The sequence below is a fragment of the Dactylosporangium sp. CS-047395 genome, assembly GCF_050942185.1.
Classification (GTDB): Bacteria; Actinomycetota; Actinomycetes; order Mycobacteriales; family Micromonosporaceae; genus Dactylosporangium.
In genome coordinates this window covers 6936146-6957107 of the sequence record NZ_CP192015.1, presented here as the reverse complement: position 1 = coordinate 6957107, position 20962 = coordinate 6936146, and the positions used below count along the sequence as shown (strand labels likewise).

21 protein-coding genes are annotated in these 20962 nt (G+C 72.8%); 9 read left to right on the top strand and 12 right to left on the bottom strand.

What is annotated here, in order from left to right; all coding sequences use genetic code 11:
• Nucleotides 1–115 precede the first annotated feature (115 nt).
• Nucleotides 116–4378 carry a tetratricopeptide repeat protein gene (locus ACQP00_RS32730; protein ID WP_433202653.1) on the bottom strand — a complete coding sequence of 1421 codons (4263 nt, stop codon included), beginning with the start codon at nucleotides 4376–4378 and terminating at the stop codon, nucleotides 116–118.
• Between the two features lie 306 nt (nucleotides 4379–4684).
• Between ACQP00_RS32730 and ACQP00_RS32725 the strand changes: the two genes are divergently transcribed.
• Nucleotides 4685–4879 carry a hypothetical protein gene (locus ACQP00_RS32725; protein ID WP_433202651.1) on the top strand — a complete coding sequence of 65 codons (195 nt, stop codon included), beginning with the start codon at nucleotides 4685–4687 and terminating at the stop codon, nucleotides 4877–4879.
• Between the two features lie 78 nt (nucleotides 4880–4957).
• Nucleotides 4958–7360 (top strand): family 20 glycosylhydrolase, encoded by a 2403-nt coding sequence (locus ACQP00_RS32720; RefSeq protein ID WP_433202648.1) that lies wholly within the window; start codon nucleotides 4958–4960, stop codon nucleotides 7358–7360.
• Nucleotides 7361–7397: 37 nt separating this feature from the next.
• On the opposite strand, the gene ACQP00_RS32715 is transcribed toward ACQP00_RS32720, so the two are convergent.
• From ACQP00_RS32715 to ACQP00_RS32705, 3 genes are all read right to left on the bottom strand, one after another.
• Complete coding sequence (locus tag ACQP00_RS32715) at nucleotides 7398–9386, bottom strand: beta-1,3-glucanase family protein (RefSeq protein WP_433202645.1); 1989 nt, start codon at nucleotides 9384–9386, stop codon at nucleotides 7398–7400.
• Nucleotides 9387–9538: 152 nt separating this feature from the next.
• A complete protein-coding gene (locus ACQP00_RS32710) occupies nucleotides 9539–10102 on the bottom strand; it encodes a class I SAM-dependent methyltransferase (RefSeq protein WP_433202642.1) in 564 nt (187 codons plus the stop codon).
• Nucleotides 10099–10581: an N-acetyltransferase family protein gene (locus ACQP00_RS32705; protein WP_433202639.1), complete on the bottom strand. Its 483-nt coding sequence runs from the start codon at nucleotides 10579–10581 to the stop codon at nucleotides 10099–10101. The genes ACQP00_RS32710 and ACQP00_RS32705 overlap by 4 nt, the downstream gene beginning before the upstream one ends.
• 35 nt (nucleotides 10582–10616) lie before the next feature.
• On the opposite strand from ACQP00_RS32705, the gene ACQP00_RS32700 reads away from it, so the two are divergent.
• Nucleotides 10617–11129 carry a YfbM family protein gene (locus ACQP00_RS32700; protein WP_433202636.1) on the top strand — a complete coding sequence of 171 codons (513 nt, stop codon included), beginning with the start codon at nucleotides 10617–10619 and terminating at the stop codon, nucleotides 11127–11129.
• Here ACQP00_RS32700 and ACQP00_RS32695 read toward each other — a convergent pair.
• Genes ACQP00_RS32695 through ACQP00_RS32685 form a run of 3 tightly spaced genes read right to left on the bottom strand, consistent with a single transcriptional unit; the run spans nucleotide 11126 to nucleotide 12295 of the window.
• Nucleotides 11126–11377, bottom strand: a complete 252-nt coding sequence (locus tag ACQP00_RS32695; RefSeq protein WP_433202633.1) for a hypothetical protein — start codon at nucleotides 11375–11377, stop codon at nucleotides 11126–11128. The genes ACQP00_RS32700 and ACQP00_RS32695 overlap by 4 nt on opposite strands.
• Nucleotides 11378–11384: 7 nt before the next feature.
• Complete coding sequence (locus tag ACQP00_RS32690; protein ID WP_433202630.1) at nucleotides 11385–11804, bottom strand: GNAT family N-acetyltransferase; 420 nt, start codon at nucleotides 11802–11804, stop codon at nucleotides 11385–11387.
• 17 nt (nucleotides 11805–11821) lie between these two features.
• The gene (locus tag ACQP00_RS32685) at nucleotides 11822–12295 is read right to left on the bottom strand and encodes a hypothetical protein (RefSeq protein WP_433202627.1); all 474 of its coding nucleotides are present in this window, start codon (nucleotides 12293–12295) and stop codon (nucleotides 11822–11824) included.
• A gap of 42 nt (nucleotides 12296–12337) precedes the next feature.
• Here ACQP00_RS32685 and ACQP00_RS32680 point away from each other — a divergent pair, with 42 nt between their 5' ends.
• The 3 genes from ACQP00_RS32680 (at nucleotide 12338) to ACQP00_RS32670 (ending at nucleotide 13971) form a co-directional block, all read left to right on the top strand.
• Nucleotides 12338–13384 carry a hypothetical protein gene (locus ACQP00_RS32680; RefSeq protein ID WP_433202624.1) on the top strand — a complete coding sequence of 349 codons (1047 nt, stop codon included), beginning with the start codon at nucleotides 12338–12340 and terminating at the stop codon, nucleotides 13382–13384.
• Nucleotides 13385–13647: 263 nt separating this feature from the next.
• The gene (locus ACQP00_RS32675) at nucleotides 13648–13782 is read left to right on the top strand and encodes a hypothetical protein (protein ID WP_433202621.1); all 135 of its coding nucleotides are present in this window, start codon (nucleotides 13648–13650) and stop codon (nucleotides 13780–13782) included.
• A 33-nt stretch (nucleotides 13783–13815) separates the two neighbouring features.
• On the top strand, nucleotides 13816–13971 hold the full coding sequence (locus ACQP00_RS32670) for a hypothetical protein (protein WP_433202619.1): 156 nt from the start codon (nucleotides 13816–13818) through the stop codon (nucleotides 13969–13971).
• On the opposite strand, the gene ACQP00_RS32665 is transcribed toward ACQP00_RS32670, so the two are convergent.
• Nucleotides 13943–14125 carry a hypothetical protein gene (locus ACQP00_RS32665; RefSeq protein ID WP_433202616.1) on the bottom strand — a complete coding sequence of 61 codons (183 nt, stop codon included), beginning with the start codon at nucleotides 14123–14125 and terminating at the stop codon, nucleotides 13943–13945. The two genes, ACQP00_RS32670 and ACQP00_RS32665, sit on opposite strands and share 29 nt — an antisense overlap.
• Nucleotides 14126–14179: 54 nt before the next feature.
• Here ACQP00_RS32665 and ACQP00_RS32660 point away from each other — a divergent pair, with 54 nt between their 5' ends.
• Nucleotides 14180–15304, top strand: a complete 1125-nt coding sequence (locus ACQP00_RS32660) for a PQQ-dependent sugar dehydrogenase (protein WP_433202613.1) — start codon at nucleotides 14180–14182, stop codon at nucleotides 15302–15304.
• Between the two features lie 6 nt (nucleotides 15305–15310).
• Here the strand turns inward: ACQP00_RS32660 and ACQP00_RS32655 are convergent, their stop codons facing one another.
• From ACQP00_RS32655 to ACQP00_RS32640, 4 genes are read right to left on the bottom strand one after another with little or no spacing between them, the layout of a single operon-like run.
• A complete protein-coding gene (locus ACQP00_RS32655; RefSeq protein ID WP_433202610.1) occupies nucleotides 15311–15961 on the bottom strand; it encodes a hypothetical protein in 651 nt (216 codons plus the stop codon).
• 23 nt (nucleotides 15962–15984) lie between these two features.
• Nucleotides 15985–16998 carry a LacI family DNA-binding transcriptional regulator gene (locus ACQP00_RS32650; RefSeq protein WP_433202607.1) on the bottom strand — a complete coding sequence of 338 codons (1014 nt, stop codon included), beginning with the start codon at nucleotides 16996–16998 and terminating at the stop codon, nucleotides 15985–15987.
• Nucleotides 16995–17987, bottom strand: coding sequence for a LacI family DNA-binding transcriptional regulator (locus tag ACQP00_RS32645; RefSeq protein WP_433202604.1), 993 nt, complete (start codon nucleotides 17985–17987; stop codon nucleotides 16995–16997). The genes ACQP00_RS32650 and ACQP00_RS32645 overlap by 4 nt, the downstream gene beginning before the upstream one ends.
• 56 nt (nucleotides 17988–18043) lie before the next feature.
• Nucleotides 18044–19021: an acetylxylan esterase gene (locus ACQP00_RS32640; protein ID WP_433202601.1), complete on the bottom strand. Its 978-nt coding sequence runs from the start codon at nucleotides 19019–19021 to the stop codon at nucleotides 18044–18046.
• A 156-nt stretch (nucleotides 19022–19177) separates the two neighbouring features.
• Between ACQP00_RS32640 and ACQP00_RS32635 the strand changes: the two genes are divergently transcribed.
• Together ACQP00_RS32635 and ACQP00_RS32630 are read left to right on the top strand one after the other, a co-directional pair.
• The gene (locus ACQP00_RS32635; protein WP_433202598.1) at nucleotides 19178–20098 is read left to right on the top strand and encodes an ABC transporter permease; all 921 of its coding nucleotides are present in this window, start codon (nucleotides 19178–19180) and stop codon (nucleotides 20096–20098) included.
• On the top strand, nucleotides 20095–20949 hold the full coding sequence (locus tag ACQP00_RS32630; RefSeq protein ID WP_433202595.1) for a carbohydrate ABC transporter permease: 855 nt from the start codon (nucleotides 20095–20097) through the stop codon (nucleotides 20947–20949). The genes ACQP00_RS32635 and ACQP00_RS32630 overlap by 4 nt, the downstream gene beginning before the upstream one ends.
• Nucleotides 20950–20962: the final 13 nt, after the last annotated feature.

The window sequence follows — 20962 nt, the reverse complement described above, 5'->3', positions numbered from 1 at the left end:
CGATGGACTCGGTGCGGTCTTGAGGGGGTGTGGGTGGAGCGGAGCTCCCCCACCGCTTTTCAGGACATCGCACGGTCTCCAACGATGCCTGAATGACCATCCGGTGCAGGCCTGGTTAGCGGCGGTCCAGCAGGGCGTGCAGGTTGCGGATCGACTCGCCGTCCAGGATGACCGAGGCGGCCTGGTCGAACGCCGCCCCGCCGATCGTCGCGCGCAGGTCGGCGAGGTTGGCGAGGTTGTCCGCGCTCTGCGGCACGCCGAGCTCGAGGCGGATGCTCACCGCCTCGCAGTGCAGCGCGACGGCCTCGGCGAGGCTGCCGGTCTCGGTGGACAGCCGGCCGAGGTTCGTGATCGCGGTGGCCGCGCCGGCCTGGTCGCCGAGCTCCTCGAAGACGGCCAGGGCCTGCTCGTAGCGGCGTTCGGCCTCGGAGTAGTCGCCGCGCAGGTGCGCCAGCGCGCCCAGGTGGTGGTGGGCGCTCGCGGCGCCGGGCCGGTCGCCGAGGTCCTCGAAACCGGTCAGCGCCTCCTGGTAGCGGCGTTCGGCGCCGGGGTAGTCGCCGCGCTCCTGGGCCAGGGTGCCGAGCTGGTGGCGGGTGGCGGCGGCACCGGGCCGGTCGCCGAGCTCCTCGCAGATCTCCAGAGCCTGCCGGTACCGGGATTCGGCCTCGTCATGGTCGCCGCGGTCCTGGGCGAGGGCGCCGAGCTGGTGGTGCGTGCCGGCCGCGGCGGCCCGGTCGCCGAGCTCCTCCTTGAGGGTCAGCGCCTGCCGGTAGCGCCGCTCGGCCTCGGGCCGGTCGCCGCGGCGCTGGGCGAGGATGCCGAGCTGGTGGTGGCTCGTGGCGATGCCGGCCCGGTCGCCGAGCTCCTCGCTGATCGCGAGGGCCTGCTCGTAGCGGCGTTCGGCCTCGCCGTAGTCGCCGCGGGCCTCGGCGACGTTGCCGAGCTGGTGCAGCCCGGCGGAGACGCCGGCCCGGTCGCCGAGCTCGTCGAAGATGGCCAGGGCCTGCTGGTACCGCTGTTCGGCCGCCCGGTAGTCGCCGCGGTTCTGGGCGAGCAGGCCGAGGTGGTAGTACCAGACGGGGCGGCGCGGTGAGTCGGCCGGCAGCCAGCGCAGGGTGTCGTGGACGAGGCCGGCCTCCCGGTCCCAGGCGCCCCGCTCGGCGAGCCGCCGGCAGATGCGCTCGGTGACGATCCCGGCGGCCTCCGGGCGGCCCGCCGCGCGCAGGTGGTGGCGGGCCTCCTCGAGATCGTGCAGGTCGGCGTCCGGGTCCTGCGGCCAGACCTTCTCCCGCCAGTGCCAGTACTCGGCGGCGGCCGTGTGCGCGGTGGCCACCAGGTCGGGGTTCCAGCGCCGGTGGAGCTCGGTGGCGGTCCACCGGTGCATGACCACGTGGCCGTCGCCGAGCGCGGTGACGAGGCTGGTGGCGGCGAGCCGGCGGACCAGCTGGGCCAGGTCGGGCGGCGCGCTGAGCGGGGCCTGCGGCGGCTCCTCGGCGTCGGCCTGCAGGCGGATCAGCCGGTCCCGGTCGTCGTCGGGCAGCGGGCTGCCGGGGCCGGTGGCCGCCGCGAGGTCGCGCAGGGTCAGCTGGTGGCGCAGCAGCAGGTCCTGCATGTCGCGGATGGCCCGGGTGCGCTCGGGCACGTCGGGGTCGGGGGTGCCGACCTGGAAGAGCAGCGCGTTGGTGTCGACGGGTTCGCGGTACACGCTGATCCCGGCCAGCAGCCGCAACGCGCCCGGGATCGTCCCGAGGTGGGCCAGGTGCTCGGCGAGCAGCACGTCCCCGGCGGGCGCGGCCTCCATCCGTCGGACGAGGTCGTCGAAGCGGGGCTGCCCGCCGTGGGACAGCAGGGCGTCGAGGTACTCCAGCGCGCGGGGGTGGCCGCCGACGCTGCGCCAGACGCGTTCCTGGACCTCGGCGTCGCCCGCGTACCGGTCGAGGCGCGGGAGCGACCACAGCAGCTTGCGGGTCTCGGCGAGGCTCAACGGCGGTACCGGATAAGCATGCAGACCGTGCAGGTCGAACCGGTAGCGGCTGGTGATCACCAGGCGGCCGCGGCCGGGACTGGCGAGCCAGGCGGCGAGCAGCCCGGCCAGCCCCGCGTCGGCGATCGCCCAGCCGTCGCCGTCGCGGGTCGGGTTGTCGTCGAAGTCGGCGGTCGTCCAGTCGTTGCCGTTGCGGGTCGGGTTGTCGTCGAAGTCGGCGGTCGCCCAGCCGTTGCCGTCGCGGGTCAGGTTGTCCTCGAAGTCGTCGAGCACGAGCAGCACCGCGGTGTCGGCCAGGACCACCTCGCGCAGCAGCCCGAAGCGGTCCCGCCACGGCACGTCGACCCGCTCGGCGACCTGCACGGCCGTCGCCCGTTCGCCGCTGTACGCCTGCCGCCGCAGCAGGTCGCGCCGGGCCGCACCGGCGAGCGCGGCCAGGACGGTGTCGACGTTGAGCTCGCCGGTGAGGGTGGCCAGGCGCCAGGCCGGTGCGGTGTCGAGCAGCCGGCGCACGAGCTCGGCGGCGAGGGTGGTCTTGCCGATGCCGCCGATGCCGTGCAGCAGCACACCCGCGGTGGGGCCGGCGCTGAGCAGCGCGGGCAGGCTGCGCTGGGCGGCCCGGCGGCCGACGAACTGGCCGATCGGCCGGGTGAGGAGGCCGCCGACGTCCGGCACCGGCTCGGCGCGCGGCTCGGCCGGGGCGGCGCTGTCGACGACGGTCACCGAGGGGGTGGCGGCCAGCACGCTGAGGTCGCCCCACTCGTCCAGCTCCCGCTGCACGGCGCGGCGGGCGCGGGCCACGGCACCCACCACGTCGGGCGAGGTGGCCCCGGCGAGTTCGGCGTAGACGCGGGCGAAGACGCGGGTGGAGTACCCGCCGGTGATGGCGGTCTGCGTGGCGATGACCGCGCCGACGCCGTGCTCGGCCAGCCCCGCGGCGAACGAGCCGGCGCCGTCCTCGCCCTCGGCGTCGGTGTAGGCGGCCGCGAGGGCGATCAGCCGCGGCATCCGGCCCTCCGGGATCGCCTCCCGGACCAGGGTCTCGGCGTCCACGGCCCGCGGCCCGCCCCGCTCGTCCTCGAGGCGCAGGACGCCGGGCCGGCCGTGCGCGGACAGGTGCAGCACGTGCGTGGTGTCCTCGCTCAGCGCCGCGTGGATCGCCGCGGTGGTCGCGAACGGCACCATCCGCACGACCGCCTGGCCGCGGTGGGCCCGGTGCACCGCGTCGAGGACGCTGCCCAGTTCCCGCTCGTAGTCCCTCTCCTCGTGGTCCGTCTTCTCGTGGCCCGCCTCCTCGTCGGGTGCGGCGATGGCGACCACGATGCGCAGCGGGCCCGGGAGCGGGGCCGAGCGCGTGCCCGCCGTGGCGATCTTCCGGTACACCGCGACCAGGTCGTGCAAGACCAGCGGCCGGCCGGTCACCGGCTCCGGGATGATCTCCCACGGCAGCGCCCACCAGCCCGGCGCGTCGACGCCCACCCGCACCGGCGCGTGCGCCCGCCGGGCCCGGCGCAGGACCCGGGCGAGGGCCTGGGCGACCGGCACCGGCAGGAACGACTCGGCCAGCAGCGCCCCGGCCAGCCGCATGGCCGCGGGCCGGCGCCGGAAGTCGTGCAGCGCGTTCGCCAGCCCGGGGGAGACCCCGTGGTGCGGGGCGGTCACGTCCTCGCCGCACCCGGACAGCCGCACCTCGGCCGGCGACACCGCCAGCACCAGGTCGAGCAGCGTGCCCGGCGGCAGCTCCTCGTCGGCCACGGGCGTGGCGAGCCCGTCGAGCAGCGGCAGGAGCTCCTCGACCGGGGTCACCCACACCGCTCCGGCGAGCCAGCCGTCCTGCGTGTTGTACCGGCCGGACACCACGCCGACCACAGCCCGGTCGCCGGCCCGGTCGCCGGCCCGGTCGCCGGCCCGCTCGCCGGCCCGCTCGCCGGCCCGGTCGCCGGCCCGCAGGACCGGGGCGCCGCTCATGCCGGGCAGCACGGCGTCGGCCTGCAGCCGGGCCCACAGCATCCCGTCGCGCAGCGCCGGCCCGCGCCAGTGGCCGCCCGAGGCGACGAACCCGTACTCGTGCTCCTCGTCGTCGACCCGCGCGTACCCGCCGGCGGTGACCGGGGTGTTCGCGGCGACGGTGTCGGAGAGCACCAGCGCCGGGCACGACCGCTCCAGCGGTTCCGGTATCCGCAGGACGGCGAGGTCGTGCCCCTCGTCGAACCGCTCAACGGTGGCCTCTTGCCCCGGCCCGCCACCGACCGGCGCGATCCGCGGGGCACCCGCGCCGGCCAGCACGTGCCACGCCGTGACGAGGATGCCCGGCGAGATCTGGAAGCAGGTGCCGACCGGCGTGCCGTCGCCGTCGAGCACGAGGCCCAGGAACTCGTACCCGGGGACGCTCACGACACCGGCCCGCCCGCGGCGTCCGACCGGTCCCCGGTCACCGGCAAGACCGCGACCGCGACCTCGCCGACCCGGACCGGAACCGTCTGCGCCACCACGAAATCATTCAGCGCCGCCGCGCCGGAAACAAGCCGTCTGCTCGGATTGCGACCCGCGTACCTGCGACCGGTGCTCGTCAACCGGCAGCACGGGCTGGCCGACCGGCCGCCGGGGGTGTTGTGCCCGGTGACCTTCCTGGTCGCCGACCCGGACGGGGAACCGCCGCGCCGCGCGACGGATCGCTCATCTGACCACGGAGGGACGCGGATGGACGACGACAACGAACCCGACTTCGGCTCGTACGACCCGGGCGCCGACCACCTGCGCGCCTTCGACGACGGGCCGGAGCCGCAGTTCGGCTCGGGCGGCTACCACGGCGACTACAACGGCGTGCCGGGCTGCTGGTACAGCTCCGACGGCTACGTCTACGCCCCCGACGGCAGCCGCATCGGCGCCGCCTGAGTCCTTGACAGCGTGTCGCCGGAGACATAGCGTGCCGTCAAACTAGCAGGAAACTTAACAGTTTCGCTGGAGGATGCCGTGCACCGTTCCCCGCGCAACCTGCTGCTCGCCTCCGCCGCCGCCGTGGCGGCCGTTCTCGGCGGTGTCGTCGCGCTGCCGGCCTCGCCCGCCGGGGCCGCCGTCGGGCTCGCCGATGTCGTGCCCGTGCCGGTTTCGGCGCAGCCGGCGACCGGCGTGACCTACACGCTGCCGTCCGGCGCCGCGATCCAGACCGCGGCCGGCGCCACCGACGTCGGCAACTATCTCGCCGGGATTCTCCGGCCGTCGACCGGCTACGCGCTGCCGGTCTCCACCACGACCGGGACGCCGGGCAGTGGCATCGCGCTGCTGCTGTCCGGGGCCGATGCCAGCGTGGGCACGGAGGGCTACCAGCTCGACGTGACCGCCGCCGTCGTCACGTTGCGGGCGCAGACCGTGGCCGGGCTGTTCCACGGGGTGCAGACGCTGCGGCAGCTGCTGCCGGCGGCGGTCGAGGCGCGGACGGTCCAGAGTGGACCGTGGACCATCGCCGGTGGGCGGATCGTCGACTACCCGCGCTACGGGTACCGCGGCGCGATGCTGGACGTGTCACGGCATTTCTTCGCGCCCGACGTGGTGAAGCGGTACATCGATGAGATCGCGCAGTACAAGATGAATGTTCTGCACCTGCACCTGTCGGACGACCAGGGCTGGCGGATCGTGATCGACGCCTGGCCGCAGCTGACGACCATCGGCGGCAGCACGCAGGTCGGCGGCGGCGCGGGCGGGTTCTACACCAAGGCGCAGTACTCCGACCTGGTCGCCTACGCGGCGTCGCGGCAGATCACGGTGGTGCCGGAGATCGACATGCCGGGGCACACGAACGCCGCGCTGGCGTCCTACGCCCAGCTCAACTGCAACAATACGGCGCCGCCGCTGTACACCGGGACGAGCGTCGGGTTCAGCTCGCTGTGCGTGGCCAAGGACGTGACGTACACCTTCGTGCAGCAGGTGCTCAACGAGCTGGCGGCGCTCACCCCCGGGCCGTATCTGCACGTCGGCGGGGACGAGGCGGCCAGCACCCCGGCGGCGGACTACACCGCGTTCATGAACCGCGTGCAGCCCTTCGTCGGCGCGGCCGGCAAGACCGTCGTCGGCTGGCACCAGATCGGGCAGGCGAACCACACGGCGAACCGGGTCGCGCAGTTCTGGGGAACGTCCACATCGGACGCGGACCTGAGCGCGGCGGTGAGCAAGGGCGACAAGATCCTGATGTCGCCGGCGAACAAGGCGTACCTCGACATGAAGTACACCAGCGCGACCCCGCTCGGGCAGTCGTGGGCGGGGCTGATCGAGGTGCAGACCGCGTACAACTGGGATCCGGGCGCGTACCTCACCGGCGTCCCGGCGAGCGCGATCCTCGGCGTCGAGGCTCCGATGTGGACCGAGACGCTCACCAAGCTGGCCGACATCGAGTTCATGGCGTTCCCGCGGATGCCGGCGCTGGCCGAGCTGGCGTGGTCGCCGCAGTCGGCCCGCAGCTGGGACACGTTCAAGGTCCGGCTGGGCGCGCAGGGTCCACGGTGGACGGCGCAGGGCATCAACTTCTACAGCTCGCCGCAGGTCCCGTGGGGCAGCACCCCGCCGGTGACGCGCAGCGCCTACAGCCAGATCCAGGCCGAGAGCTACAGCGCGCAGTCGGGGACGCAGACCGAGACGACCACCGACACCGGCGGCGGGCAGAACGTCGGCTACATCGCGCCCGGTGACACGCTCGCCTACGACCTCGACTTCGGCTCGTCGTCGCCGGCCACGGTCACCACCCGGCTGGCGTCGGGGGCGGGGAGCGGCACCATCCAGTACCGTCTCGACTCCGCCACCGGGCCGGTGATCGCCAGTGCTCCGGTGACCTCGACCGGGGGCTGGCAGACCTGGACCAGCACCACCACGAATCTGTCGGGCTCGGCGACCGGCGTGCACCGGCTGTACCTCACGTTCACCGGCAGCGCGGGCGTCGATTTCGTGAACCTCAACTGGCTGCAGTTCACCGCCGGCGCCGGGTTGCCCAACGCGTACGGCGTGCGGCAGGCGGAGAGCTTCGCCAGCCAGTCCGGCATCCAGACGGAGGCGTGCACCGACACCGGCGGCGGCCAGAACGTCGGCTACGTGTCGCCGGGCGACTGGCTGGCCTACTCCAATGTGGACTTCGGCTCGGCCACGGCCGTCTCGGTGACCACGCGGCTGGCGTCGGGCGCTTCGAACGGCACCGTCCAGTACCGTCTCGACTCCACCACCGGCCCGGTCATCGCCAGCGTCCCGGTCTCGTCGACCGGCGGCTGGCAGGCCTGGATCAGCACCACCACGGCGCTGTCCTCGTCGGCCACCGGCGTGCACACGGTGTACCTGACGTTCACCGGTACCGCCGACTTCGTGAACCTCAACTGGTTCCAGTTCAACCGATAGGTGACGGCGGCCCTGAAAAGGGCCGCCGTCACGTTTTCTAGGTCAGCGCGAACTTCTGCGCCGCGCTGCCGTTGCAGTCCCAGATCTGCAGTCGTGTGCCGTTGCCGGTCGCCCCGCTGGGGGAGTCCAGGCAGCGGCCCGACTGCGGGTTGCGCAGTGAGCCGTCGGCCTGCTGCACCCAGTTCTGCCCGCCGACCCCGTTGCAGTCCCACAGCTCGACCTGCGTGCCGTTGGCCGTGCCGTTGCCGATGATGTCCAGGCACCGGTTCAGCGTCCGCAGCGAGGTGTTGGCGTTGTGGAACCAGTGCTGGTCCACCGCACCGGCCTGGCAGTCCCACAGCTGGACCGCGGTGCCGTTGCTGCCGGTGTCGTCGCCGGCCACGTCGACGCACTTGCCGCCGGGGCCGTTGATGGTGCCGCCGCCGTTGACGGCGAACTTCTGCGCCCCGGAACCGTTGCAGTCCCAGATCTGCAGCCGCGTACCGTTGCCCGTGTTGCCGCTCGGCGCGTCCAGGCAGCGGCCCGACTGCGGGTTACGCAGCGAGCCGTCGGCCTGCTGGACCCACGCCTGGCCGCCGACGCCGTTGCAGTCCCACAACTGGACCTGGGTGCCGTTGGCCGTGCCGTTGCCGTTGATGTCGAGGCACCGGCCGAGCGTGGACAGCGATCCGTTCGCGTTGTGCGTCCAGCGCTGATCCACCGCGCCGGACTGGCAGTCCCACAACTGCACCGCGGTGCCGTTGCCGCCGGTGTCGTCGCCGCTCACGTCGACACACTTGCCGCCCGGGCCGGTGATGGTGCCCGCCGCCGCGGTGCTGCCACCGCCGCCGCCCCCGCCGCCGCCACCGCCGGTGAACGAGGTGAGGACGATGCCGGCCGAGCGCGGGTCGCCGTCGTTGACCAGCGACTCGAAGTTGCCGACGTCGTCGAACGGGAACGCGTACGCCTTGCCGTCGACCATGTTCGCGTGGATGATCTTCGCGTACTGGTCGGCCGGGTTGCTCTGGTAGAACTGGGCCGCGTTGGTGCTGGGCTGGGTGTCGACGGTGCCCAGCGTCCCGCGGGTCAGCGCCGCGCAGAGCGTGCGGGCGATCGGCCCGACGACCTGGTCGTTCGGCGCGAACAGCTTGCCCGCGCAGCCCCAGACGTCGCTGCTGCCCGGCCGCTGGAACGACGCCACCTGCTGGCCCGCGCTGTTCGTGAAGTTCATGACCGTGCCCGACGTGCGGCCGAAGTACTTCGTGTTCGGCTGGTCGCCGAACGGCACCACGGTCAGCGTCTTGGACGCGTACGCGCTCCAGGCGGAGTTGATGTACGAGTCCAGGTAGGTGGCGCTGAGCAGACCCGCCTCGGCCGCCTTGCCGGGCGCGAGAACCCGCAGCACGGTGCCGTCGGACGAGCGGGTGTAGACCGACCCGGCCCAGCCCGCCTGCGCCTTGAGGCCGTTGATGACCGCGTCCCGGCCGCCGGCGACGAGGTCACCGGTCCGCTTGGTCGCGCCGGCACTGTTGGTGACCGTGACGGCGTGCGGGATCGCGAACATGTCGACCTGCGAGCTGTTGAGCCACAGGCCGGCGTCGTTGTAGGTGAACTCGCTCCAGTCGAACAGGATGTCGCGGTTGGTGTCACCGCCGGCCCACGGCGCGGGCTGCACGAGCCCGTCCGGGGTCAGGTAGAAATTGATCTTCTGGCCGATCGAGAAGTACACGCGGCCGGACAGCCCGCGCGGCACCTGGATGGTGACCGAGCCGCCGTTGCCGGGCCCGCCGATCGACACGTCCGGCGCGGGCGTGGGCGGGTTCCCGCCGGCCGGCCAGTTGCTGAACGCGCCGGCCGCGTTGACGTAGCCGAGCCGGCCGGTGCTGAGGTTGGTGCCGAGGACGTACAGGTAGACGGCGCCGGAGCGGCCGGTGTTGTTGGTGACCGTGACGGGCAGGGTGGCGGGCCCGACGGCCTGTGACGCCGTGGCGGCGGCGAACACGCTGACCGGGACGGCGATCGCAAGCGCGGCGGCCGCTCGCAACACCCTCCATGTGCGTTTACGTTGACTTTCCACGATGCATGTGCCCCTTCTCGTACCTTGGGCGGGGAAAGGGAAAACGCTCGTGAGAGCGCTCTCAGCATGCTCGCCGACTGTAAAGACAGTTGTCAATAGGCGGGAAAGTTGTTGGAACGTGTTCACAACGCCGTGACGAGGTACCGGTCGTCGGCGATCGGGCCGCCCCACAGCGCCTCGTCGGTCAGGTGGCGCACCTCGACCTCGCGGGCGTGCCGGCCGGCGAGGGCGGCGCACGTGGCGGCGGGGATGCCGGCGCCCGTGGACCAGTGGCCCTCGATGAGCACCAGCCGGCCGCCCGGGGCCAGCAGGTGCTGCCAGCGTTCGAGGGTCGCCGCGGGGTCCGGGACCGACCACAGGACATGGCGGACCAGCACCACGTCGAACGAGCCCGGCGCGAGCGGCGGACGGTCGGCGTCGGCCCGCATGAGGCGCAGCGACGGCGACTTCCGGCGGGCCTGGTCCAGCATGGCCCGGGACGAGTCGAGGCCGACGACCTCGTGGCCCAGCTCCGCGGCCAGGATGCTCAGGCTGCCGGTACCGCAGCCGAGGTCCACCAGCGAAGCGGGCGCCGCCGGCAGCGCCGAGGCCAGCAACCGCAGCCAGGCGCTTCGGACGGAAGGCGCGCGCAGGCCGTGGTCGGGCTCGTCGTCGAATGTGGCCGCGTGCGCGTCCCAGACCGTCATGCGAGGGTCCGGCGGTAGCGGAGTTCTTCCAGCGGTACACCGTCGAAGTCCTCGACCTGCACCGTGCCGTCCGGGTGCCACCCGGCCGCGGTGTAGAAGCGTCTCGCCCGCTCGTTCGTGGCCAGGACCCACAGCTCGGCCTCGGTGCAGCCGGCCGCGCGGAGGTGGTCCAGGCCCGCGTCCATGAGGCGGCGGCCGATGCCGGTGCTCCAGTGGTCGGGGTGGACGTAGAGGGCGCGGACGACGCCGCTGTCGACCGTGACGAAGCCGTGCAGGCCGGTGGGGTCCTCGGCGACGATGACGACCGCGGCCGGCGGCGGCTCGGCCAGGCGCCGCCGCCACTCGCGGGCGCGTTCGGCGACGTCCAGGGCATCGAGGTACCGCTGCGGGATGAGACCCCGGTAGGCCGCCTGCCAGGTGGACACGTGGAGGGTCGCCAGCGCCCGGGCGTCCTCGACCGTGGCGAGTCTGAGGTTCACGCCACCCGATGATACGGAGCCGATAGCCTGAATCCATGAGCATGATCGGCAACTACCTGCGCATCACGCCCCTGGAGCTGGATCGGGCCCGCAAGGATCCCGACTGGGCGATGGAGTATGCCGAGGATCTCGAGGACGCGGAGATCGACGAGCCCGAGAGCCCCGACGGGCAGCTGGCCGCGGACCGGCTGCACCGCACCGACCGGACCTGGGACGCGCTGCGCTACCTGCTGGAGCGGGCCGGCTGCCCGGTCAACGTCGTGCACGGCGAGGAGGAGTTCACCGAGGAGGACTGGGGCTACGGGCCGGCCTTCCTGCTGACCCCGGAACAGGTCGCGAGCGGTTCGGCGTTCCTGTCCGGCCTGCCCTTCGAGGGGCTGATCCGGGACGTGACCGCCGCCGACCTGGCCGCGGCCGACCTGTACCCGCAGGGCGGCTGGGACGATCCCGGCTCGCTGGACCACCTGCGCCGCTACTACGAGGACCTGGTCGGCTACTTCGCCGAGGCGAACCGGACCGGCGACGCGATGGTCCTGTGGCTGAGCTAGACGCGGGTCACGAAGGTCCAGTGCTTGCCGATGGGGCAGTACTGGTAGCGGACGTTGCCGAGCCGGACCGCCCGGAACGAGACGCCGGGAATCCAGTCGGTGGTGAACACGTGCCCCTCGCGGCAGCGCACCGCCACCTCGGCCCCGCCGGACTGCGCCCGCCAGGTGGCCATCGCGCGCACGGCCAGCACGACGACGACCGCGAGCAGGCCGACGAGCAGGATCAGGGTCAGGTACTGCGTCCCCACGACCCCATTATCCGCCGAGCCGCTTGATCCAGCGCCGCCACTCCGGCTGCATTTCGTAGCCGGCGGCCACCCAGGCTCCATGCGCGCCGGTGTTGTCCTCGAGCACCATAGCGTCGGCCCGCCGCGCGCCCAGGGCCCGGAACCGCTCCTCGGCCGCGTCGAGCAGCAGCCGCCCGATGCCCTGCCGCCGCCGCCCGGGGTGCACCGCGAACCGGTACAGATGGCAGCGCCACCCGTCGAACCCCGCGATCAGGCACCCGACGATCTCGCCGCCGTCCGTCGCGAGCTGCAACGCCTCCGGGTCCCGGGCGATGAGCGCCGCGACCGCGCCCGCATCGTCCCCGACCCGGTTGGTGTCCTCGGCCGCGACCTTCCAGAACGCCAGCACGGCGGGAATGTCGGCGGCAACGGCGGCCCGCAGTTCCATGCCGTCAACCTAGTGGCTCAGTCCTCGGCCGCGACAACCAGCACCAGCGCCCCCGCGGCGCGGTCGAGCAGCACCAGCTCGTGAAATTCCGTCAGGAGCCACCCCGCATCGTGTACCGCCTGATCGCCCAGCTCCCGCAGCCGGAACACGCGGCCGGCGGCGCGCAGCGGGGCGTACACCTCGCGCTCCAGTCCCTCCGAGATCGCCGCGGCGAGCGGGGCCCACTGCACCGACCAGCCCCGCAGCCACCGCTCGGCCGCGTCCGCCGCGACCGGCTCGAAGCTCTCCACCGTGATGCATTCGCGTTTGTACCGCCCGTGCCGCCCCGGATCGCCGCCCGGCTCACCGCCCGCGTAGCCGGTCCCGTACAACCTGTGCCCGATCAGGAACGCCAGCACCGCGCGGTCGTCCGGCGCCGGATCGGGAAGGGGGAACCGCAGCACGTCCACCCACCGGAACGTGTCGTTGGCGAAGTTGAAGAAGACCCGCACGCGACGATGATGCCCTGCCGCGTCTGTGGCACCATCGCGCCCATGCGGCTGACGGACCGGTCCAGGCGTGCGCCCGAGGCGACCGCACGCCGGGCGAGCGACGCCGCCGCCGCCCCGGCCGAGACCGAGGGCGGCGCCCGGCACGAGCTGGCCGGCCCGGCCGAGATTGAGGGCGGCGCCGGGCACGAGCTTGCCGGGCGGTCGGCGCCGCCGGTGGGGGGCGGCGGCTTCGACCCGGCTGAGTCCGAGGGCGGCGCCCGGCACGGGCTTGCCGGGCGGCCGGCGCCGCCGGTGGCGGTCGGTGGCTTCGCCGGGCCGGTCCTCGCCGAGGTCACCGCGCGGGCCGGGGCCGTGCCGCGCCGCGGGTGGATCGGGGCGCTGGGCGTGCTCGTGCCGTGCTGGCTGCTGCTGTACGCGCTGCTGCTCGCCGTTACCTGGGACACCTCCGGCCCCGAGATCGTCCTTGCCGGCGCGGCCGGAACGATGTTCATCGCGCTCGTGCTGGCGCCGGTGCAGATCCTGCGCCGCCGCCGCGAGGTCACCGTGCGCTCGCCGGCGCTCGTGCCGCTGCCCGCCGACGCCGGGGTGCTGCTCGGGCGGTTGGGGTTGCGGGAACTGGAAGTACACCTGCAGCCTGGAATCGGCTCCGATCGCTGCCTATGGCTGGGGCGCACGGCGGTGATCCTGCTGACCGAGCACACGGCCGCCGACCCGCAGCGCGCGCGGTTCGTGCTGTGGCACGAGATCGCCCACCTGGCCCGCCGCGACAGCCTGGCCTGGACCGTGACCGGCCTGCTGGGCGTGGGCGCGCTGATCGGGGCGATGCTGAGCTTCGACCCCCGGGCCCTGGCCCTCACGCTGGTGGCGGTCCCGACGCTCACGGTCGCCGGCCGCTGGTGGGCCGAGGCCGCCTGCGACCGCCTCGCCGTGCGCCAGGCCGGCGCGGACGCCCTGCACGCGTGGGCGGTGCACCTGCGCACGATCGTGGCCACCGCCCGCCGCACGAACCCGGCGGCCCGCCGCTCCCGGCTGCGCGCGCTGATCACCCACCCACCACTGGCGCTGCGGATGGCGCTGCACCAACGCTGAGCGTGTTCATCGACGTACGTTCGGTGTAGCACCCCGGGCGCCGCGACGGGTGCTTTCCTCCCGCGATACCGCGCAATGGCCGCCTCCCTCGCCCGGCGCAGCGGCGACGGGCGCATCTTGCTCTGCGTTCCGGAACGCGGCGCCAACTGGAACGCGCCGGCCGGGGTCACGTTCGCCGACTGGATCGGCGGGGCGCCCAGGATCTGTCGGCACCGGCTGCGGGGCGCTGGGTCGAGGCGGCCCGCTACGGGCTGACCGATCCCGTGCTCGCCGGGGCCGCGCCGGCGTTGGTGGAGCTCGCGCTGCGGGTGCTGGAGCGCGACGGCCTGCCCGGGCCGCTGCTCGAGGAGGTCGCCGGCGCGGTCGGGAGCCGCTTCCGGCGGGCCTATATGCTATAAAGTCGATAGGAGACGCCGACTGAAGGCGGGGTCGTGATGGCGGTCGCGGCCCTGCTCTTCGCCGGGGCACTGCTGGCTCTGGTACTGCGTGCCGACGCGGTCTTCTGGGTGCTCGCCGGGCTGGCCATCGTGTGGCAGTTGGCCCTGCTGGAGCACGACGTCAGGAAGTCGCGGGACCGCGATAGATGAAGTCGGCCTCGGCCTGGTGCGTGATGCGGTGCAGAGCGCGATCGGGCGAGAGCTCGGCCCACACCTGCGCCTCCGGTGGCGTGTCGACCCCGAACCCGGCCAGCCGCTGGACCAGCAGCACGAACCGGTCCACCGCCCGCGTCATCCGACTCATCTCAAAAGGCTACCAGTCCGGTAGGTAATAGACTAGGACTGGAGGAGGTCTGACATGCGAGGAAAAGCAGGAGCGGCGGCCGTACTGTGTGCGGTGCTGGTGGCCGGCTGCGGTGACGACGGCGACAACTCGGACGCGACCTCTCCGATGCAGAGCGCGGCGGCCCCGGCGGCGCCCCCGGGGTCGAGCAGTGCCAGCGCTGGAGCCGCGGCCAAGGCGCCGGACTTCGGGGCGTCCAGGGAGATCGCGACCGGGCTCAACGTGCCGTGGGGGATCGGGTTCCTGCCCGGTGGTGACGCGCTGGTCGCCGAGCGCAACACGGGGCGGATCGTGCAGGTCCCGGCCCAGGGCGGGGCGGCGCGGCAGGTGTACCAGGTGCCGGGGGTGCAGGCATCCGGCGAGGGCGGGCTGCTCGGGCTCGCGGTGTCGCCGAACTATGCGCAGGACGGGTACGTCTACGCGTACTTCACCGCGGCGAACGACAACCGGATCGTGCGGTTCAAGCTCGGCGACGGTACCCCCGAAGTGATTTTCAGCGGTTTGGCCAAGGCCGGCATCCACAACGGCGGGCGGATCGCGTTCGGCCCGGACGGGATGCTCTACGTCGGTGCGGGAGACGCCGGGCAGCGGCCGAAGGCCCAGGACCCGGGCAGCCCCAACGGCAAGATCCTGCGGCTGGCCGCCGACGGCAAGCCGGCGCCCGGGAACCCCACCGCGGGCTCGCCGGTGTACAGCCTCGGGCACCGCAACGTGCAGGGGTTCGGCTGGGACTCGGCCGGGCGGATGTGGGCCGTGGAGTTCGGGCAGGACACGTTCGACGAGGTCAACCTGATCAAGCCGGGCGCCAACTACGGCTGGCCGACGGTCGAGGGCAAGGGCGACACGCAGGGCGGGAAGTTCACCAACCCGCTGGTGACCTGGGCGACCGACGACGCCTCACCGTCGGGCGCGGCGATCATCGGGGACACGTTGTACGTCGCGGCCCTGCGCGGTGAGCGCCTGTGGACGGTGCCGCTCAACGGGGAGCAGACGGGCCCGCCGAAGGCGGAGCTGACCGGGAAGTACGGCCGGCTGCGCACCGCGGTCGCCGCCCCCGACGGCTCGCTGTGGGTGAGCACCTCGAACCGGGACGGGCGCGGCGACCCCAACGACGGCGACGACCGGATCCTGCGCTTCTGATCGGCGTCAGCCGCCCTTCTGCTCGGTCTGGCCGGGCCGGATGTGGGCCGAGGCGACCGCCTTGCCCTTGGTGCTGTACACCGTGATCCGGGGGTACTGCGCGGCCGGTAGCGGCGAGGTCTTGCCGGGCGCGTTGACGACGTTGGACGGGTTCGGGTTGCCGTGCCGCTGCAGCCAGAAGATGGTGACCGGCTGCTCGGACCCCGTCCACCGGGTGAAGGTGGCGTCCGTGGTCTTGCCGTCCATCTCGTCGATGACGCGGGACACCTCGCCCTTGTAGGCGCCGAACTCGATGAGCGAGCCGTCGTTGGCGACGCACTGGGTCAGGCCGAAGAACGGGTTCTGGTCCTCGGACAGGGTCGTGCCGGTGCAGATGCCGCCGTCGCTCTTCGGGTCGACGGTGCCGGAGGCCGAGTCGCGGCTGGCGGTGGCGAGGACGGGCGCGCCGGTCGCCACCCACAGGTACAAGATGAGCTCCTTGCCCTGCACGACGATCCCGGTCGGCATGGTGTTGCCGGTGACCTTGGCACTGGGCCCGACGTCGAGCGGGACCGGGGTGGGGGTCACCGGCCCGCCGGGGGTGGTCCCGGCGTTCTGCTCGGCGCAGGCGGACGGGGCGAGCAGCAGTGGGATGAGCAGCAGCAGACGGCAGCGCATGTCGATGGAACGCCGCGAGCCCCTCAGATGGTTGGCGGCGCGGTGCTGCCGCGCACGACGAGTTCGGTGGCCAGCTCCACCCGGTCCGGTTCGACCGGCTCGCCGAGCGCGAGCTGGAGGACCATGCGGGCGGCGGTCGCGCCCATCTCGGCGAACGGCTGGCGCACGGTGGTCATCGGCGGGCCGCACCAGCGGGTCACCTCGATGTCGTCGAAGCCGACCACGCTGACGTCCTGCGGGATGCGCAGGCCGAGGCGGCGGGCGGCCTCGTAGACGCCGAGGGCCTGCAGGTCGTCGCCGCACACGACGGCGCTCGGGCGGTCCGCCCGCCGCAGGAGGTCGTGGCCGAGCTCGATGCCGTCCTCGAACATGAACCGGCCGTGGCGGACCAGCGCCGGGTCGAGCGGGAAGCCGGCGGCCTCCAGCGCGCCGCGGGTGGCCTCGAGGCGGGCCCGGGCGCAGAGGTACTCCATCGGCCCGGTGACCACCGCGATCCGCCGGTGCCCGAGGTCGAGCAGGTGCCGGGCGGCGGCCACCCCGCCGCTCCAGTTGGTGGCGCCGACCGACGGGATGGTGTGGCCGGGCTCGCCGGTCGGGTCGAGCACCACCATCGGCACGCCGCCGGCCATGAGCTGCTCGTACTGGCGGACCCGGAACGCCGAGTTGACCGCGATGACGCCGGTGGGGCGGCGGGCGAGGAGATGGTCGGCCGGCCGGCGCCCGCCCGGGACGGGGCCCTGCAGGTCGGTGAAGCCGACGGCGAGCCCGCGCTCGCGGACGGTCTGCTCGACGCCGCGCAGGATCTCCATCGCGAGGTGGCTCTCCAGGCCGAAGAACGCCACCTCGATGTTGGGCGTGGTGATTACCGCGTCGGTGCGGCGGTACCCGTGCTCGCGCAGCAGCGCCTCCACCCGGTCGCGGGTCTCGGCGGCGATCCCGGCCCGGCCGTTGAGCACCTTGGAGACCGTGGGCACGGAGACCCCGGCGAGCTCGGCGATCGCGGCCACGGTGACCTCGCCCCGGCGGCGCGTACTCATGCGAGCTTCGCCGTACTGCTGCGGATGACCAGCGGCGTCGCCAGCTCCAGCCGCGACGCGTCGAGCTTGTCGCCGGCCGCGAGGGTGAGCAGCATCCGGGTGGCGAGCGCGGCCATCTCGGTCAGCGGCTGGCGCACGGTGGTCAGCGGCGGGATCGACCAGCGGGCCTGCTCCAGGTCGTCGAAGCCGACGATCGACATGTCGTCGGGCACCCGCAGGCCGCGCTCGTAGAGGGCCTCGTACGCGCCGCGGGCCATCTCGTCGGAGCAGGCGAACAGGGCGGTCGGCGGGTTGGGCAGGTCGAGCAGGGCCATCGTCTCGCGGTGGCCGGTCGGGCTGGTGAAGTCGCCGGTGCGGATGAAGCCGGGCGGGATCTGCAGGCCGGCGGCGTGCATGGCGGCGCGGTACCCGTCGATGCGCGCCTGCGAGCACAGCACGTCCTCGGGGCCGCCGACGACCGCGATCCGGCGGTGGCCGAGGCCGATGAGGTGCTCCGTGGCGGTCAGGGCGCCGGTCCAGTTGGTGGCGCCGACGGACGGTACCGCCGGATCGGGCTGCCCGACGGGGTCGATGACGACGACCGGGATGCCGAGCGCGGCGAGCTGCTCCAGCTGGGCCGCGGACAGCTCGGACAGCACCAGCAGCACCCCGTCGGAGCGGCGCGCGGCGAGACCCTCCAGCCAGCGGCGGTCCGGCTCGGTGCGGTGCTGGCGGCCGTGCACGGCGGAGACGACGACGCCGGTGCCGGCCCGGTGCGCGGTCTCCTCGACGCCGGCCAGGATCTGCATCGCCCACGAGTTGCCGAGGTCGACGAAGACCACGTCGATGAGCCCGGCGGCGGCCGGCTGGGCCCGGCGCGGCTTGTAGCTGTGCCGGCGCAGCAGGTCCTCGATCCGGTCCCGGGTCGCCGGGGCGACGTCGCGGCGGCCGTTGAGGACCTTGGAGACCGTGGGCACGGAGACACCGGCCTCGGCGGCGATTTCCGCCATGGTGGCCCGTTGGTGCGGCGGCATCGATCTCCCTTCGCGGTGCTGGCCGTGGCAGTCTACTTCGAAAGTTTCGGCAGCCACTCCAGCTGTCGCCGAGTGTGCAGTGCCTCGCCGCCCTCGTGGCCGTTGTACGGGTACACGTGCAGCGTCTTGTCGCTCCCGGCATAGGCGTCGTAGGCGGCCAGCGCGGTGCTCGCGGGGCAGACGGTGTCGAGGCCGCCGACGCCGAAGTGGGCGGGTGCGGCGGCCCGGCGGGCGAAGTGCAGGCCGTCCACATAGGACAGGGTGTGCCGCACCTGCTCGTGGCGCTCGCGGTGGACGGCCAGGAACTGCCGGATCTCGCCGTACGGCGCGAGCTCGGTCAGGCCCAGCGCCCGCTCGATGTCGCACAGGAACGGCGCCGAGGTCAGCAGCGCGAACAGGTCCGGGACGAGGCCGGCGACGGCGAGGGCCAGCCCGCCGCCCTGGCTGTTGCCGGCCGCCGCGACCCGGGTGGCGTCGACGCCGGGCAGAGCGCGCACCGCGTCGACGGCGCGCACGGCGTCGGTGACGAGCCGGCGGAAGTAGTAGTCGCGCGGGTCGAGGATGCCGTCGGTGGTGGGCCGGGAGCCGCCGGGCGCGCCGCGGTGCGGGTCGGGGGTGTCGCCGCCGTTGCCGTACTGGTCGCCCTGGCCGCGCGCGTCCATGAGCAGGTGCGCGTACCCGGCGGCGGGCCAGGTCAGCCGCTCGATCGGCAGCCCGCGGCCGCGGCCGTAGCCGACGAACTCGACGACCGCGGGCAGGTCCTCGCGCACCCCGGCGGGGCGGGTGTACCAGGCCCGGATCGGCGCGCCGCCGAAGCCCGCGAACGTGACGTCCCACGTGTCCAGCAGCCGCAGCGGGGTCGGGTGCGGCCGCCGGTCGAGGAGCGCCGGGCCGGTCCGGGCCGCGCGCAGGGTCTCGTCCCAGAACGCGTCGAAGTCGTCGGGTTCGGCCACGGCCGCGCGCTCCCTTCGAAAGTTTCCGATCGCCGGAAGGCCGGCGCCGGGCGTCATGGTAGCGCCACCAGGGCGCGTACGACAGATCGGTGTTTGCAAGTGTTTGCAGCTCATAGCGCTTCACTTGCAGCCCTTGACACGATCCATCGAGAAATCTACATTCGCGTTGCCTTACGGCGAGGTTTCCGAAAGTTTCGGGAAGGAGGGCGACGCATGGTGGTCCGAGCACGGCGCCGAACCTGGCGCGCGGCCCTTCGCCGGGACTGGCAGCTGTACTCGCTCGCCGTCGTCCCGCTGGCCTTCTTCGTGATCTTCCGGTACCTGCCGATGGCCGGGAACGTGATCGCGTTCCGCCGGTACAAGCCCGGCGGGGACCTGTTCGGCGAGCGCTGGGTCGGCCTGCACTACTTCGAGATGTTCTGGGACGACCCCACGTTCTGGCACGTCTTCACCAACACGCTGATCATCGGCGGGCTCACCCTGGCCTTCACGTTCCCGCTGCCGATCGTGCTGGCCCTGCTGCTCAACGAGGTCCGCACCCGCTGGCTCAAGCGGCTGGTGCAGACCGTGTCCTACCTGCCGCACTTCATGTCCATCGTGGTCGTGGCCGGCCTGGTGTTCCAGCTGCTGGCCCTGGACGGCGCGGTCAACGCGGGCATGAAGGCGCTGGGCGGGGACGCGGTCTCGTTCCTGCAGCAGCCCGGCTGGTTCCGCACGATCTACGTCTCCTCGGAGGTCTGGCAGACCGTGGGGTGGGGCACCATCCTGTACCTCGCGGCGCTCACCACGATCGACCAGCAGCTCTACGAGGCGGCGAAGATCGACGGCGCGGGCCGGTGGCGGCAGACCTGGCACGTCACGCTGCCCGGCATCCGGCCCACGATGATGACGCTGCTCATCCTCAACGTCGGCACGTTCATGGCGGTCGGGTTCGAGAAGATCCTGCTGCTGTACAACCCGTTGACCTACCCCACCGCCGACGTCATCTCCACGTACCTGTACCGGGTCGGCGTCGTCTCCGGCAGCTTCAGCTACGCGGCCGCGATCGGGCTGTTCGAGTCGGTCATCGGCCTCACGCTGGTGCTGACCACCAACTTCATCTCCCGCCGCACGGTCGGGGCGAGCCTGTGGTGAGCCGCGCGTTCAAGGTCGTCAACGCGGTCGTCCTGACCGCGGTCGTGGTGCTCACGTTGTACCCGTTCGTCAACGTCGTCGCCCGCTCGTTCAGCGACGAGCAGCACATCCAGAACGGCGACGTGAACCTGTGGCCGCGCGGGTTCAACCTCACCACGTACAAGCGCGTCATGGGCGACCCGGTGTTCTGGACCAACTACGGCAACACGGTCCTGTACACCGTGGTGGCGACCGCGATCTCGATGGTGCTGACCACCTGCTACGCGTACGTGCTGTCCAAGAAGCACCTCAAGGGCCGCACGGCCCTGGTCGGCATCGCGGTCTTCACGATGTTCTTCAACGGCGGCCTGATCCCCAACTACGTGCTGGTCAGCTCGCTCGGCCTGCGCAACACCCTGTGGGCGATCGTGCTGCCCAACGCGATCAGCGTGTTCAACCTGCTCGTGATGAAGGCGTTCTTCGAGGCCATGCCGGTCGAGCTGGAGGAGGCCGGCGCCGTGGACGGCCTCGGCACCTACGGCACCCTGCTGCGCATCGTGCTGCCGCTGTCCAAGGCGGTGGTCGCCACGATGACGCTGTTCTACGCCGTGTCGTTCTGGAACTCGTGGTTCGCGGCGTTCCTGTACCTCGACGACGCCGACCTGTTCCCCGTCACGATCTACCTGCGCAACCTCATCGCGGGGGCGACCGGCGGCACCGACATCTCCGCGCCGAGCGAGATGACGCTGCAGATCGCCGCGAACATCCAGGCCGTGACCATCGTGCTGACCGCCCTGCCGATCGTCCTGGTCTACCCCTTCATCCAGCGCTACTTCGTCTCCGGCGTGACCCTCGGCGCCGTCAAAGGCTGAACTGTAGGAGGAT